The sequence below is a fragment of the Macrococcus epidermidis genome (assembly GCF_003259695.1).
In the GTDB taxonomy this organism is placed as follows: domain Bacteria; phylum Bacillota; class Bacilli; order Staphylococcales; family Staphylococcaceae; genus Macrococcoides; species Macrococcoides epidermidis.
In genome coordinates, this window is sequence record NZ_PZJH01000005.1 from 39,862 (window position 1) to 55,704 (window position 15,843).

15 protein-coding genes, 1 pseudogene and 1 riboswitch are annotated in these 15,843 nt (G+C 36.2%); of the genes and pseudogenes, 10 read left to right on the forward strand and 6 right to left on the reverse strand.

Annotated elements, in window-relative coordinates:
• Positions 1–18 precede the first annotated feature (18 nt).
• The gene (locus BHU61_RS10180; protein ID WP_111716640.1) at positions 19–699 is read right to left on the reverse strand and encodes a hypothetical protein; all 681 of its coding nucleotides are present in this window, start codon (positions 697–699) and stop codon (positions 19–21) included.
• Positions 700–860: 161 nt separating this feature from the next.
• Here BHU61_RS10180 and BHU61_RS10185 point away from each other — a divergent pair, with 161 nt between their 5' ends.
• Positions 861–1,469: a hypothetical protein gene (locus BHU61_RS10185; protein WP_111716641.1), complete on the forward strand. Its 609-nt coding sequence runs from the start codon at positions 861–863 to the stop codon at positions 1,467–1,469.
• Positions 1,470–1,525: 56 nt separating this feature from the next.
• Here BHU61_RS10185 and BHU61_RS10190 read toward each other — a convergent pair whose 3' ends face one another.
• The 4 genes and pseudogenes from BHU61_RS10190 to BHU61_RS13595 form a co-directional block, all read right to left on the reverse strand.
• Positions 1,526–2,011: an S-ribosylhomocysteine lyase gene (locus BHU61_RS10190; RefSeq protein WP_111716643.1), complete on the reverse strand. Its 486-nt coding sequence runs from the start codon at positions 2,009–2,011 to the stop codon at positions 1,526–1,528.
• A gap of 14 nt (positions 2,012–2,025) precedes the next feature.
• A complete protein-coding gene (locus BHU61_RS10195) occupies positions 2,026–3,171 on the reverse strand; it encodes a bifunctional cystathionine gamma-lyase/homocysteine desulfhydrase (protein WP_111716644.1) in 1,146 nt (381 codons plus the stop codon).
• Positions 3,172–3,173: 2 nt separating this feature from the next.
• Entirely contained in the window at positions 3,174–4,064 is an 891-nt protein-coding gene (locus tag BHU61_RS13590; protein ID WP_275542457.1) for a PLP-dependent cysteine synthase family protein, read from the reverse strand.
• A 66-nt stretch (positions 4,065–4,130) separates the two neighbouring features.
• Positions 4,131–4,694, reverse strand: a pseudogene (locus BHU61_RS13595) (class I SAM-dependent methyltransferase); the annotation flags it as partial.
• Between the two features lie 153 nt (positions 4,695–4,847).
• Here BHU61_RS13595 and BHU61_RS10205 point away from each other — a divergent pair.
• The 5 genes from BHU61_RS10205 to ldmS all read left to right on the forward strand — a co-directional run bounded on the left by BHU61_RS10205 (position 4,848) and on the right by ldmS (position 10,382).
• On the forward strand, positions 4,848–5,390 hold the full coding sequence (locus tag BHU61_RS10205) for a GrpB family protein (protein ID WP_111716646.1): 543 nt from the start codon (positions 4,848–4,850) through the stop codon (positions 5,388–5,390).
• A 120-nt stretch (positions 5,391–5,510) separates the two neighbouring features.
• Positions 5,511–6,185, forward strand: a complete 675-nt coding sequence (locus BHU61_RS10210; protein WP_111716648.1) for a response regulator transcription factor — start codon at positions 5,511–5,513, stop codon at positions 6,183–6,185.
• Positions 6,182–7,819, forward strand: coding sequence for a sensor histidine kinase (locus tag BHU61_RS10215; RefSeq protein WP_111716650.1), 1,638 nt, complete (start codon positions 6,182–6,184; stop codon positions 7,817–7,819). Before BHU61_RS10210 ends, BHU61_RS10215 begins: the two co-directional genes overlap by 4 nt.
• Before the next feature lie 54 nt (positions 7,820–7,873).
• Positions 7,874–7,971, forward strand: a riboswitch (SAM riboswitch).
• A gap of 58 nt (positions 7,972–8,029) precedes the next feature.
• The gene (locus tag BHU61_RS10220) at positions 8,030–9,214 is read left to right on the forward strand and encodes a M20 family metallopeptidase (RefSeq protein WP_111716651.1); all 1,185 of its coding nucleotides are present in this window, start codon (positions 8,030–8,032) and stop codon (positions 9,212–9,214) included.
• Complete coding sequence (gene ldmS, locus BHU61_RS10225) at positions 9,204–10,382, forward strand: L-aspartate--L-methionine ligase LdmS (RefSeq protein ID WP_111716653.1); 1,179 nt, start codon at positions 9,204–9,206, stop codon at positions 10,380–10,382. The genes BHU61_RS10220 and ldmS overlap by 11 nt, the downstream gene beginning before the upstream one ends.
• A 167-nt stretch (positions 10,383–10,549) precedes the next feature.
• Here the strand turns inward: ldmS and coaW are convergent, their stop codons facing one another.
• Entirely contained in the window at positions 10,550–11,362 is an 813-nt protein-coding gene (coaW, locus tag BHU61_RS10230; RefSeq protein WP_111716654.1) for a type II pantothenate kinase, read from the reverse strand.
• Between the two features lie 160 nt (positions 11,363–11,522).
• Between coaW and BHU61_RS10235 the strand changes: the two genes are divergently transcribed.
• The 4 genes from BHU61_RS10235 (at position 11,523) to BHU61_RS10250 (ending at position 15,685) form a co-directional block, all read left to right on the forward strand.
• Positions 11,523–12,338 carry a GNAT family N-acetyltransferase gene (locus tag BHU61_RS10235; protein WP_111716656.1) on the forward strand — a complete coding sequence of 272 codons (816 nt, stop codon included), beginning with the start codon at positions 11,523–11,525 and terminating at the stop codon, positions 12,336–12,338.
• Between the two features lie 75 nt (positions 12,339–12,413).
• A complete protein-coding gene (gene rpoE, locus BHU61_RS10240) occupies positions 12,414–12,944 on the forward strand; it encodes a DNA-directed RNA polymerase subunit delta (protein ID WP_111716658.1) in 531 nt (176 codons plus the stop codon).
• A gap of 133 nt (positions 12,945–13,077) precedes the next feature.
• Positions 13,078–14,676, forward strand: a complete 1,599-nt coding sequence (locus BHU61_RS10245; RefSeq protein WP_111716659.1) for a CTP synthase — start codon at positions 13,078–13,080, stop codon at positions 14,674–14,676.
• Positions 14,677–14,791: 115 nt separating this feature from the next.
• A complete protein-coding gene (locus BHU61_RS10250; RefSeq protein ID WP_111716661.1) occupies positions 14,792–15,685 on the forward strand; it encodes a nuclease-related domain-containing protein in 894 nt (297 codons plus the stop codon).
• Positions 15,686–15,843 lie beyond the last annotated feature (158 nt).

A 15,843-nucleotide genomic window follows, 5' to 3' on the forward strand; every position in this document is an offset into this window, starting at 1 on the left:
GTAAATTATCTGTAAATATTAGTTTTCAGCAATACTTTTAATGAATGTTTTCATTTTGTCGTAATCATTGACTGAACGGGAAAGGAAGAATTTCTTCTGTTTACGTACGAGTAGATTACGTTTATTCGTTATCGCTTCACCTGTAAATTTAAGTCCTCGCCATGTTTCTTTCTGAACTTTAATATGCTGAATATAGAAGACCTCATCAAGTGGTTTACTAAACAGTGCTGCATGCATGAATTTATAGAGTTCACCTGGTGTACTATTCGTTTCTGAAGTGCTTGAAGTCCCTTTATTATCACGCATAAAGTCTCCGGTATAGATTGGTAGGTCTGTTATATTAACATTTGGACGTGTGAATATGGCTAAGTAAAGATGATGGTCTGTGATATCACCGATGTATAGTTCTTCCTGTCGCTCGTTATATTTTACGAGTAATTCTACTACCCAGAATGTTATTGCGATAAGTAGAATGATGACAATCAGAATAATAATCCATGAAGGAATATTTGTAAGTTCACTAATGTTTTCGGTAAAGAAAAAGTCTAAAGTAAAGGGTAATACACTATATATGTCCGGAAATAATAAAACAATAACCATTTGTAGTATCTGCTCAAATATAAGTAATATAAAAATAACGAAAAGTGTTGTGTATACGAACGGTAAAAGTTTATTTACTGGTGTTCGTGTAAAAAGCATAAATAAAACCTCGTTTCTTAAAGTACAAACACTACAATAACATGTTTTTTATTTTTTTTATAGATTTTTATAGATTTTTATAGTTTTTTAATAGTTTCGCTTAAAAGAAGGATGAATGGGGTATAGTGAAATAAAATAACGTAGATAAAGGGGACGTCACTATGAAATGTAACTGTAAAAAGACGACTGGTACGGTCGGTGCAATTGTATTTGTTGCAGCGAGTGGAGCACTATATTATTTCTTAACGAAAAATCAAAAACAAAACGATGAGGTACAAAATTTGAAACATAATGATGAGAAGAAAAAAAGCGTCAATGTTGAACTTGTAAAACCGGAATCGACACCACCTGAAGCTGTAGGTAAAGAGTTTCATATGCCACACTTTATGGTGAAGAATTTAGTAGTAACGCCAAACGATAATGGTGTTGCTTTCCGCTTAGATTATAGAATTGATCGTGTGTTATACAATTATTTAATGCATAATACACCACATTATCGCTTCAGGTTTACATTACCACTTGAATTGAAGTCTTATTTTGAAGGTAATGGTACAGCTAAAGTTTTAGGTGAACTTGTATATGGTACCGGAGAAAAGTCAGATTACAGCGTAACGTTTAACTTTAAGAAGCATGATGACATTGATCGTGCAAAGATGTATGAAATTGGTGAGATGACTGGGCCGTATCATTTAGATATTGTTGATGAACAGTTAAAAGTATTGAACGAATATGATGATGTTTATGCAGCCACTAATTTAATTAGATTTTAATCAATGATTTGTTGTGATTGAGAAAAAAATCCACCTCAGCCGAGGTGGATTTTTAATTATTCTACTGGTGATTTACCTTCTTGATAAATATTTCTCCAGCCTTCTTTTTTACTTAACATTTCTTTAGCGATAGATTGCGCACCTTCTAATGAGTGGCTTGCAGCCCATCCGCATTGTACTTCGTTACATGCTGGTACTTCTGTAGCAGCAAGAACGTCATTTAATGTTTTTTCAAGGATAACTAACACGTCTTCATAGTCATCATGATTAATTAGTGATAGGTAGAATCCTGTCTGACATCCCATTGGTGATAAATCTACAACTTTATCTGTATGGTTACGGATGTTCTCAGCCATTAAATGTTCTAATGAATGAAGTGCAGGCATTTCCATATGTTCTTTGTTTGGTTGTTTGAAACGGATATCGTATTTGTTAATAACATCGCCATTGATACCTTCTTTAATACCTGCTAAACGTACGAATGGTGCGTCTACGATTGTGTGGTCTAAGTTAAAGCTTTCAACGTTCATTTTTTGTGTCATGATGTGCCTCCTAATTATTTAAGTAATGCAAATCCTTCTTTTAAGTCTTCTAATAAATCTTCACTATCTTCAATACCCACTGAAATACGTACTAATCCATCAGTGATGCCTAATTCTAAACGACGTTCACGTGGAATAGATGCATGTGTCATTTGACTTGGTACAGAGATTAAACTTTCAACTGCACCTAATGATTCAGCTAATGTAAAGTATTTTAAAGATTTTACAAGTAATTCAGCATTTTCTTTAGAACCGACATCAAAAGAAATCATACCACCAAATCCAGTTGCTTGTGATTCATGAATTGCTTTACGTTCTGCATCTAATAATGATGGATGGAAGATATTTGTTACTTTATCTTGTGATTGTAGGAATTCGATAATTTTCATCGTTGTTTTTTCAGTTTGTTCCATACGTAATGCTAGTGTTTTAATGCCACGTACAAGTAAGAAACTATCTTGTGGCCCAAGAATGCCACCAACAGAGTTCTGGATAAAGTGGATTTGTTCTGATAATTCAGGCGTACGAGAAACAAGTAATCCGGCTACAACATCACTATGACCACCGATATATTTTGTTGCTGAATGTAATACGATGTCAACACCTAGATCGATTGGATTCTGGAAATATGGTGTCATAAATGTATTATCTACTACAGAAATTAAGTTGTTTGCTTGTGCGATTTCTACCATTGCACGAATGTCAGTAACATTGAGTAATGGATTTGTCGGTGTTTCGATATATAACATCTTAGTTTCAGGTGTAATTGCCGCTTTTACCGCTTCAACATCTGTTGTATCTACAAACGTTGATTTAATACCGATACGGTCAAATACTTTAGTAAATACGCGGTATGTTCCGCCGTATACGTCGCTACCTACTACGATATGGTCACCAGCATTTAACAGCATCACTACTGTTGATACTGCTGCCATACCTGAACCGAATGCGAAACCTTCGTGTCCATGTTCAAGGTCTGCGATTAATGTTTCTAAGGCAGTACGCGTTGGGTTTTTCGTACGAGAATACTCATAACCTTGACGTAAGTTACCAATACCATCTTGTTTATATGTACTTGTCTGATAAATTGGTGCATTGACTGATCCTGTAAAAGCATCAGTCGTTTGTCCACCATGAATCATCATTGTTTTTTTCTTCATTGTTATTCTCCTTTAATATTAAATATTGCTTGTGATAAATATCTGTCACTTGCATCCGGGAAGATGACTACGATATTTTGATTCGTAAAGTGTTGTTGCTGATTTAAAGCCGCCTGTAATGCAGCACCAGATGAACTACCTTGCATTAACCCTTCAAGCTTAGCAAGTTCTGACACTTTTGTAAAAGCATCGATATCAGAAATCGTTTCAACAGCATCGATTAAATCTTTTGGTAAGAAGTCTGGCCATTTTTCAACACCGATACCTTCAGTTCTGTGACTGCCTGATGCTCCACCATTTAATATTGAACCTTCCGGCTCCACGATTACTTTATGTGCATCTTTAAAGTAGTGTGCTAGCCCTGTAAAAGTACCACCTGAGCCAGCGCCGGCTACGATCATATCAACGCGTCCAACATCCGCGATAATTTCATTGGCAAGTCCTTCATAACTAGAAGGATTATCAGGTGATTCGAATTGATTTGTGAAGAATGCGCCAGTTTCCTGTGCATATTTCAAAGCTTCCTCGCGTGCAAATAGCATCCCTTTTTCTGTTGGTGTATTGATAATTTCTGCGCCTAAAGCACGCATGATGCTTTGTTTTTCAACACTGAACTTCTCTGGAACGTATACACGTAATTTTAAATCATACTTCTGGCATACGAGAGCTAACCCGATACCAGTATTTCCGGCTGTTGCTTCTACGACTTGACCGTTTTTAATATCGCCGCGATCTAACGCTTTCGTAATAATATTTAGACCTAGACGATCTTTTACCGAACCACCTAAATTATGGTTCTCTAGTTTTGCGAATATACGATTTCCCTTATTTAATGGGAATGCTGTAATTTCTACCATTGGTGTGTGACCGATTAAATCAAATGGTTTTTTTATTGTTTTTTTTTCTAAAATTTGCAGGTGTGCAAAGCGGTTAAGTTGCGTATCGTGATAATCGAAGCCGTTGCGACTCGCGATGCTTTCCATTGTCTCTTTTAATGGATAGTATTCACGGTTTAAATCTTCTACTAAATTATTAAAGCCAAGTGACGTATAATGCTCTATCATCGACTGTTTCTCTTCTTCAGAATTGAAGATTGTATCTAAAATGATGACGCGGCCACCTTCATTTAATAATTCCGCATACTTACCGATAGCGATATCTTTTTCTGTATCCGTTAAGTGATGGAATGCAAATGAAGAAATAAATGTGTCAGCTGGTTGCTGTTTAAAGTTTAAAAAGTCACCACGTTCAAAAGAAATCCCTGTCTTCTTTTCTCCGATGGCAGCCATTTCTTCACTCGGTTCAATCGCACGTACGTTTAAACCTTGCTGTAAAAGGTAATTAGTTAAGTTACCGGTACCCGGTCCAAATTCTACAACATCACCTTTAGCATGTTTCACTGCTTGGGCAATCATAAAGTCATAGTTCACAAAAACATCTTTATATTCAGGATCCTGACCAGTTACGAAATTATCGTATTCTGATGCCCAGTCTTTAAATATATCCATAAAAGGTAAGCTCATTATTATTTTCCGCTCCTATACTTTAAGTAATCTTATCGGTTAACTCGGAATTAATAATAACATGGTACAAAGTAGAAAACAACGAAATAGTTTGTGAATCTAGTCACAATAAGTTATAATAGTAATATTACAAAATTTGGAAGTTGGTGGCATATGAAGAGGATTGTTGTTTTACCATATGATAGTATTTGGCAGCATTTGTTTTTAGATGAAAGCAGAAAATTAAAAAATAGTATTAAAGAGCACGCCGATAATATATTACATATCGGTTCAACAGCAGTTCCTGGTATGTCGGCTAAACCAATTATTGATATGATGATCGTCACTAAAAGTTTGCAGCTCTTTGAAACGCAGCATATGGCTTTAATCAATTTAGGTTATGAAAGCATCACACCGGAATTTAAAGATAGTCTGCAATATGTGAAGCGCATTTCAGGTGACAGAACGCATCAACTCTATATTTTTCCTGTAGGTCACGAAAAGATTATTGAAATGACTGCTTTTACCAGTTATTTAAAATATTATCCGAGCGAGATGGAACGCTATAATAGTGTGAAAAGAGAACTCGCTAAAATGTATCCATTTGATGTGCAGACCTATGAACAGTCTAAACTGATCTTTGTAACTGTGATGACGGTAAAAGCAGTGGACTGGTATAGTGATAGAACATCTCATGAAGATGTTTCAATAATTTAAGTCTAAGATTGAAGTAATTACTTCAGTCTTATTTTTTTATCATTTTAAAGAATAATACAAAAATAGTGGAAATTTTGTTATTATTACTAAATAAATGCATCTTTTAAAGGAGTCGAAAATATGCCGTCAATATTAATCGTAGAAGATGAACTTGAGATTGCTGAACTTATAAAGTTTATTCTCGTGCGTGAAGGATTCGAAAAAGTTGATATTGCTTCTACATTTGCACAGGCGAAGTCGATGATTAGTGCGCATTATGATACGTATCTACTGGATATAAATCTTGGAGATGGGTCAGGTTATGATCTTGGCAATGAAATACGAGAAATGACCGATGCGCCGATTCTTTATGTATCGGCAAATACGCAGGATAGAGATAAGATTAAAGGCTTTCAAAATGGAGCAGATGATTATATTACAAAGCCATTTAATCCAATGGAACTTGCAGTGAGAGTAAAAGTCAATGTCGAGCGTTATATGAAGTCCGGTAAAAAAGAAAAGGCGTTATATTCATTTGATGAACGTAATGCAGAATTAACTGTAAGAGATAAGAAATATCTCCTTTCAGGAAAACAATATTTATTGATGCAATACTTATATGAACATCAGGATGAAATCTGTACGAAAGAGCAGATTTATGAAGCGGTGTGGGAAAATCAATTTGTAGACGATAATACCGTAATGGTGCATATCAGAAAGTTAAGAGAAAAGCTCGAAGTTGAGCCGAGTAAACCGAAATTATTATTAACGTCACGTGGTATCGGCTATATTTTAAAATCAGGTGAGGATAGATGAGCATCAGCAAAAAATTTATGATTCGCTTTATCCGCTATTTTCTGATCTTTTATTTTTCGGTGACATTCATTATTTGTGCTTTCTTTGTCTATTTCCTGTTTACGAGTGAGCAAAGCTTCTTTGAGGAAGATATGCAAAGCGTGGATTCATATTCTATTAGTGAATATATTAAGTTTGACGGTGACAAAGTTAAACCCGTTAAAGAGATGGTTAATTATGTTAAGCGACATGATGGAGTGCTTGTAGTAAAGAATAAAGATGATGAAGTGATTTACGCATCAGAAAAAGGATTTAAGTTACGCCCGTTAAATACATATCGTGCTGAAGAATTTACGACTTGGGAGATGCCAAAAGGACAGCAGGTTATCTATCTGCAGAATACGATATTAAATGAAGCAAGACGTAAACTAGAGAGAAATGAAAAAGACGCACAAAGTTATCTGGACGAACACAATCTCGCATTATTTGTCGTTGAGCGCAAAGGGATAACTAAAATTTCTGGAGCTTTTGATGAAGATGTCGTGAATAATACGCTGTTCAAGCATAAGAATAACGACAATTATCAAAAATATTTCTTTGTTTCATATTTTAAAGATAATAAAAATTATTATGTTGTTCAGAAAAATCCACATCCTGCAGATACGAAAGCAATATTTGCAGAAAACAGCTATATTTATGATAAAGATTTTATGAATGTTATGAAAAACTTTTTAATTTGGTATGCATGGATGAATCTTGTTGTATTAGCCGCTATTTTACTGTTATCAATCTTTTTAGGTAATCGTTTAGCGCAACCATTAAGACATTTTTCTACATGGGTAGAGCAACTAGCTAAGGGTGACTATTCCGTATTAAATAATGAAAAGATATATAAAAATGGCCGATTGCGTCGTAAATATCGTATGTATAGTCCGATAGACGGGGCGATCGCGAAGCTTACAGGAAAGTTATCAGATGATAAAAATTACCAAAGTAACATGAATATTCAGCGTGAAAACTGGGTACGTGGTATTACACATGATTTAAAAACACCACTGAGTTCAATTTATGGTTATGCAAAAATACTTAACAGTGGAATGCCGCTTGAACCGGACGAACAGAAGAAGTTTATAAGCATTATTGAAGATAAAGCATTATATATCGATCAGCTGCTGAAAGATTTGAATATGGTTTATCAGCTGAAAAGTGATGGCATTCAGTTCCATACAGAAGAAACGTGTTTACGAACGTATATTGATGCATTTGTCTCTCAATATGGCAATAAAGGGTTGAGCTACGTCCATAAAGAAGATGCGACGATTCATATTGATACGTCACGCATGGATCGTGTACTGACGAATATTGTGTCGAATAGTTTTACGCATAACGTTAATGTTGAAGTATGGATAAGTACGTACACGAGTGGAAGTAACGCAATCATAGAAATTTCGGATAACGGACAAGGTATACTGCAGGAAGATCTGACGCATATCTTTGAACAGTTCTATCGTGGTAATAGAACGAATGAACATCATAATGGCAGTGGTTTGGGATTATCTGTAGCAAAAGAAATCGTTGAACTGCATGATGGCACGATAGACGTTGTTAGTTCAGTGGCCGGTACGAAGTTCTTAATTACTTTACTGACATATTAATTTTGATATTTGACAGAATTTATAGATAACTATATAGTTAGTATTAAATTCAATAACTTATCAAGACGGATCGAGGGAAGGGCCCGATGACATCCAGCAACCTGCAGTCATGTAAGGTGCTAATTCCTACAGCGTAAGCTGGCAGATAAGAACGTGTAGACATTCCTATCTGGGAATGTCTTTTTTTATAATTACGGAGGAGATAATAATATGAATAACAAAGTATTGCAATATATAGATGAACACAGAGATAAATTTATACGCATTAGTCATGAAATTCACGCACGACCTGAATTAGGTAATGAAGAATACTTTGCGTCTAATTTGCTGAGCAAGACATTAAAAGATGCAGGATTTAGTATAGAACGTGATATTGCGGGACATGAAACTGGATTTATCGCAACGTATGAAAGCGAGAAAGCAGGACCTACTATCGCTTATTTAGCAGAATACGATGCATTGCCAGGTCTAGGACATGCATGTGGTCATAACATTATCGGCACATCTAGTGTATTATCAGCAATTGCTTTAAAAGAAGTGATTGATGATTTAGGCGGTGTTATTCAGGTATTTGGGACACCAGCTGAAGAAGGCGGTGTAAACGGTAGTGCGAAAGCATCATACGTTAAAGCAGGATTATTTAATGATAGTGATGTAGCATTGATGATTCATCCGGGACATGAATCGTTTAGAACCGTGCCAACACTTGCAGTAGACGTGTTTGAAGTGGAGTTTTTTGGCAAGACTGCGCATGCTTCTGAGAATGCGCATAATGGTATTAATGCGCTTGATGCGATGATCAGTTTCTTTAATGGAATCGGCCAATTGCGTCAGCATATTAAGAAGACGGATAAAGTGCATGGTGTTATTTTAGATGGTGGTAAGTCAGCAAATATTATTCCGGATTATACGAAAGCGAGATTTTATACCAGAGCAATTAGCAGAAAAGATTTAGATGTATTAACCGGTAAAGTCGATCGTGTAGCGCAAGGTGCGGCGATTACAGCAGGGGCAGAATATCAGCTCAATCACATTCAAAATGGTGTTAATGAATTCATCAGAAATACATTTTTAGATGATTTATTTGAGAAACATGCTATTATGCATAATGAGCCAATTCTGCATGATGATTTTGGTTTCGGTTCAACGGATACGGGGAATGTGAGTCACATCATACCGACGATTCACCCACATATTAAGATGGGACCATCAACGCTTGTTGGACACACGGTAGAATTTCGTGAGGCAGCGAAGAGCGCACACGGGGATCATGCCTTATTACAAGGTGCTAAAATAATGGCAACGATGGCAATCGAGTTAATCGAGAAACCTGAAGAACTACAACGCATTAAGCATTTACATGAAACATTAAAGGAGAACATTTATGGGGACTAAACCAATCAACTTACCATTAGTTATGAAAGATTTATATGGAGAGAAAGTGATGTATTCATCACGTCCATCCTATACTTTTAATCCATGGCTACAGCCAGAAGAACATCAGTCAAATTTACTGAGCGCACGTGAACTGTTAATCGCCGAGATGCCGGTCGTTGTACACGAAGCGACCGTGACAGATAAAACTGAAGCATTGTTTAATGCAGTTGGATTTGATATGCCGAATGGTTTCAGAGTGTATAATACACGTGAATCATATGAACAGGTGTTACGCGATGCGGTTCTGGATGGAGAAAAGATATTCTTTCAGTATGCCCATGAAGAGGAATTAGTACCAGGCGATAAATATGTTGTACCGCGTGATAAATTTTTAGCGCTTAACAATAAATCGATACTGGATAAATGGACGAAGGGTAAATTCTTGCCGAAACGTGATGTTGTGGCGATTGAAGACTTTGAAGATACTATTCGTAAGTGGTCACTGCCTTTCGTGATTAAACCAGGAGATGAACATCCGACTGCCGGTGGATATGGCGTAATGCTGTGCTATACGCAGGAAGATGTTGAGCGTAGTATTAAACGCGTGCGAGAAGCAGAAGGTACAGCACAGATGATTATTGAACAGTTTATTGAACCGGTACATAATTATTGTGTACAGTATGCATTTAGCGAAGAACTGGGTATTAAGTTTATTGGTTCAAGTCAGCAGATCACTGAAAAGTACGGTAAATATCGTGGGAATATTATAGATCATAATATCCCGCAGGATGTCATCGATGCAGGATTAGAAATTATGCAAAATGGTGTAGAAGCTGGATATGTTGGCATTGCCGGCTTTGATTTACTTGTTGATAGCAAAGGTGAGATATACGCAATCGACCTTAACTTCAGACAGAACGGTTCAAGTTCGCTGTTGTTATTAGATAGTGTGTTAGCTGGAGATTATAAGAAGTTTCTTGCATATTATAGCGATGGAGATAACGCGAAATTCTTCGATATCATATTGGATGAAGTGAAAGCAGGATACTTATTCCCGCTTGCATATTATAATGGAGACTATAAAGAGAAAGATGGATTCCCGTCGCGCTTTATCTGTATCTGGCATGGAGATGAAGATGTAATCGAATCTCGAGTAAAAGCTTTTGAAGCTCGACTTAAGGGGTGATTCATTTGAGTAAGAAAAATAATGCAACTGGTATTGCAGTAGCAACGACAATTATTAGTGCGACTTTAATTCCATTTTTGTTTAGTTTGGTTAAAGTAATTGGGAAGAAATAAGGTCATCTGCAAAGCGAAACGCTGCGTTACTCACACGAGTAACGCAGCGTTTTTTTATTGCTCATCCATCAATCTCAACGTTCCAACCGCACCTGAATATTCACCGTTTTCGATGAAGTACGGTTTAAAGTTGCGCAATACTGTATAGTTCATCACGATATCGCGCAGTAACGTATTGTTTAAGAAACTTGAGCCGATATAGACGACATATTCAGCACCAAACTCACGGGCTGCATGAATGGATACTGTTGTTACGGTTTCCCCGACGATACCTAATACTGAAGCAATTTTATCAGCATCACTAAAGTTTTCTGTATCTTTGTTATGGAGGACATTACCGAAATTGGCTGCAGTCAGTTCGCCTGGTATCGGCGTTTTATCTCCTTTATAGATATGTTTTACTTTTAAATCGATGATGTCACGATTTCCTTCTTTAGCTATCGTAACAATCTCATCGAAATCTTCTTTTCCAGTCAGTAAGTATGAAAGTCCCATCATCATACCACCACCTGCGCCTGTTCCGCCTGCACGGATTTGTTTGCCGTTGTCTACAAAATGGATAGATGTTCCTGTACCGACGTTACTAAACACAAACTTAGAAATATCAAGATTCATTTCTATTAGGAATGATTGGATGCCGCGGAATGTTGCATCAAATTCAATCGATTGAAAAGCATTTTGTGGGATTAAACTTTGCAGATACGTCGCTTTCCCACCCGTTAAAGCAACTTGTGCATCTGGTACGGTCTTTAACCATTCAGCTACTTCATCGATTTCAGTGCTCAGCTGTTTTCTGAAGGTGAATTTGTCGTTTTCTAAAATAGCAATTTTAATTAAAGTGCCACCAGCGTCAATACCAATTTTCATATCAATACCTCATTTATCATCTGTTTTTGTCATTATACTATATTGAAACGTAGTTTGTGGGGATTCATTGTTTTGTTTAAATTTTGTGATAATTTTGAGATGAAATGGGTATATATATATTGAGTAAATTATTAAATTCATCCAAGACGGAGGCAACATTATGGAATTTATAGGATCGCAAATTAAGATTGTTCAATATAAAGAGGAATATAGACCTCAATTAGAAGCGTTTGAATTAACAGATAGACAAAAGGTATATTCATCATTACCTTTAGAAGTTTTAGATGAAGGTTTATTTGATCCGAACCGTAGACCGTGTGTCGTGCTTAATCATGACGAGCAGGTTGTCGGGTTCTTTGTGCTTCATCAACATTATCAGCATGAAGGATATGATACACCGGTTAATGCAGTATATGTACGCAGTCTATCAATCAATAATAAGTTACAGGGACAAGGTTACGGTACTGAGATTATGATGAATATCCCTGAGTTTGCACAAAGTGTATTTCCAAATTTTGATCATCTTTTCTTAGTGGTCGATGCTGAGAATCAAGGTGCGTGGAATTTATATGAGCGTGCTGGCTTTATGCATTTAGCGACAAACCCGAATGGTCCAATTGGTAAGGAGCGTCTTTATTATTTAGACTTAGATGCAAACTATGTTTCTAAATTAAGATTGGTTCAAGATGGTGACAATATTAAATTGCTGAAAGATGATAAAGCAGTAGGAACTGTCGAATTAGAAGTTGAAGGAAATATCGCTACATTGAAAGCGATGGATATTACTGAAGATGTGGATGTTATCCGTGAAAATGTGTTACGCCAGATTGCAACTTTTGTGCGTAAACATTTTAATGAGGTCATCAAGATAGAAGTAGAGGTTCCGGAAAACTTAAGAGATGTATACTTAAACAATAACTTTGTACCGATGGATGCTGAACATCCTAATCATTTAACGAAATTAATTCGTTATTAATCTTGCTTTAGAGGTCGTTTTCTTGATATGATGTAGTGTGAACTTAAACTAGCATAGTTTGAAAGGACGAAGAAAATGAAAATCTCTGAATATACAAAAGAAATGATAGATGAAAGCTCTTTTATCGATTTAGCTTATATTTATTTAACTGAAAAAGGTAAAGAAGTTAACCTTTATGATTTAATCGATGAATTCCAATCTATAGGTGAGTATTCAAGTGAAGAAATTGAAACACGTGTTGTTCAGTTCTACACAGATTTAAATACGGATGGTCGTTTTTTATCAACAGGTGAATATATGTGGGGTCTTCGCGACTGGTATTCAGTAGATGATATCGAAGAAAAAATCGCGCCGACAGTACAAAAATTTGACGTACTTGATGAAGACGATGAAGATGCACCTAAAATCGCTTTACTTGGTGAAGATGAAGTCGAAGATGAGTTAGACTTAGTTGTTAGTGAAGATGATGAAGAAAACGTTGACGCTGAAGACGAAGAAGTCGAAGATGAATTGGAAGAAGCAGGTTTAGTAGTTGAAGCGGATGAATTCGATGACGAAGACGATGAATTCGAAGATGAAGATGAAGAGGACCAAGAAGAATTATAATCTTAGTTGACATTTTGCTCAAAAATGATTATCATTTTACTTGGGCTCCTTTAATTAGGACGAACGTATAAACTTATGCGCTCCCTTTGCTTTTGCAAATGGAGTGCTTTTTTATTTTTTTAGGAGGTAAATCATGACAAAATTTATATTTGTAACAGGTGGGGTAGTATCTTCTTTAGGTAAAGGGATTACTGCAGCAAGTTTAGGAAGATTATTAAAAAATCGTGGTCTAAATGTAACAATTCAAAAGTTTGATCCATATTTAAACGTCGATCCAGGTACGATGAGTCCATATCAGCACGGTGAAGTATTCGTAACTGATGATGGCGCAGAAACAGACTTAGATTTAGGGCACTATGAACGTTTTATCGATATTAATTTAAATCAATATTCTAATGTTACAGCAGGTCGTGTTTATTCTCATGTATTGAAGAAAGAACGCCGCGGTGATTACTTAGGTGGAACAGTTCAGGTTATTCCCCATATTACTAATGAAATCAAATCACGTTTACTTCTAGCTGGCGAATCAACGAAAGCTGATGTGGTTATTACTGAAATTGGTGGTACGACAGGGGATATCGAATCACTTCCTTTTATCGAATCAATTCGCCAAATTAAAAGTGATCTCGGTCGTGAGAATGTAATGTACATTCATTGTACATTATTACCGTACATTAAAGCTGCGGGTGAAATGAAAACGAAACCGACACAACATTCTGTAAAAGAATTACGTGGATTAGGTATTCAACCAGATATGATTGTTGTACGTACTGAATATGAAATGACAGAAGACTTACGCGATAAAATTGCGTTATTCTGTGATATCGATAAAAAATCAGTAATCGAATGTCGTGATGCGGATACACTTTACCAAATTCCGGTTGCATTACAAGCACAAGATATGGATGATCTTGTAATTGAACGTTTAGGTTTAGAAGCAAGTGGTGAAGCGGATCTTACTGAATGGAATCAACTGTTAGATACTGTCCGTAACTTAGAAGGAAAAGTGAAAATTGCGCTAGTTGGTAAATATGTTGCATTACAGGATGCATATCTTTCAGTTGCTGAAGCATTAAAACATGCAGGTTATGCTTTCGGAAAAGATATCGAAATCGACTGGATCAATTCAGAACATTTAGATGTGAATAACTATAAAGAACGTCTTAAAGATGCTGACGGTATATTAGTGCCTGGTGGTTTCGGTGAGCGTGGCATCGAAGGTAAGATTTTAGCGACACAATATGCGCGTGAGAACAATATTCCGTTCTTCGGTATTTGTTTAGGTATGCAGTTAGCGACAGTTGAATTTGCACGTAACGTTGTTGGATTGAAAGGTGCGCACTCAGCAGAGTTAGATCCAAATACACCTTATCCAGTTATCGCTTTATTACCTGATCAGAAAGATGTTGTAGATTTAGGCGGAACATTACGTTTAGGTTTATATCCATGTGAAGTGCAGGAAGGTACGAAAGCATTTGAAGCATATGGGGTGAACCATGTGGAGGAACGTCACCGTCATCGCTATGAATTTAACAACGAGTATCGTGAACGTTTAGAAGAAAAAGGATTAGTATTCTCTGGACTTTCACCAGATGGTCGCTTAGTGGAAATCGTTGAAATTCCAGACCATAAATGGTTTGTGGCATGTCAGTTCCATCCGGAATTCTTATCACGTCCAATGAAACCACAAAGTTTATTCCGTGGATTTGTAGAAGCAGCAATTAATAAATAAGATTTTTTAAAGGTCATCCTTTTGAGGGGGCCTTTTTTTGTATGTTGAAAGTTAACAAAAGTTAACTATTGAAATATTAATATTATCGTTGTAAATTAAGGGATGGAGGTGTAATATGTTTCTAAAACTTCATGAACCTGATAATAAGATGAGTTATTTAATGAATGTTGATGGAAGGTGTAGCCTGACAAAAGATGACAGTACTACTTTATTTGCATACCAAGTCGGATTTACCGGAGAAAACTATTTTTATGAACAACTGCAAGCTGTCGAAGGGGGATTGAAGCTTTGGGATATTACGTTGAAAGAATCTAGTAAAGCTCAGTTTGATTTTTTGATTATTGGTGATGGTAAAATTTTTCATTTTGATACAAAAAATTATTCGGGAGAATACACTTATATAGATGGAATATTTAAGAGTAATCGCGGTAGAGTCGATCAAACGATAATATCACAGTTGAAACGCGCAGACCTTATTTTACCCCAATTTTTAATGCGCAATGGATTTCGATACGAACATATGAGCCGTATCATCTTTGTGAATGAGAATTTTATTCTGAGGAACTTCAATGGTGATCAATATGTAAAGTTTGCCGGCCAAATACCTGGTATTATAGATTATCTTAAAAAACTTGGACCACCGACTGATGAAGATTACCGTTTGGCTAAAGCGTTGATTGCAGCGAACGTGGTCGATAATCACCGATTTGCTTATTACGATTATACGCAGATGAAGAAAGGTTATCGTTGTCCAAAGTGTAAACGATTTGGGTGTGTGGAGGTAGTAAGTAGAAAGAAATATGTGGCTTGTCGTTGTGGTAGAAGACTAAGCAAACTAGATTATATTACAGAAGCAGCTAGACAAGTTTCAGTCCTTAAAAATGAACCATTTCAAATTAAAGAAATAGCTGAATGGAGTAACTGTGAAATTAAGACAGTCCAAAGAGCTCTTTTAAATAGCTGTAAGTTTAAAGGAAAGAATAAAGGTAGAGTTTATTGGTTTGAGTAGTAATGTGTGAGAGCAAGAAGTCCGATATAAGCGATATATCAGACAAGACGTACATCGAAATCGCGTATATCAAGAAAACAAGTCCGATATAAGTGGTATATCGGACAAGACGCACGTCGAAATCGCAGCACACAATAAGAAAACAAGTCCGATATTCG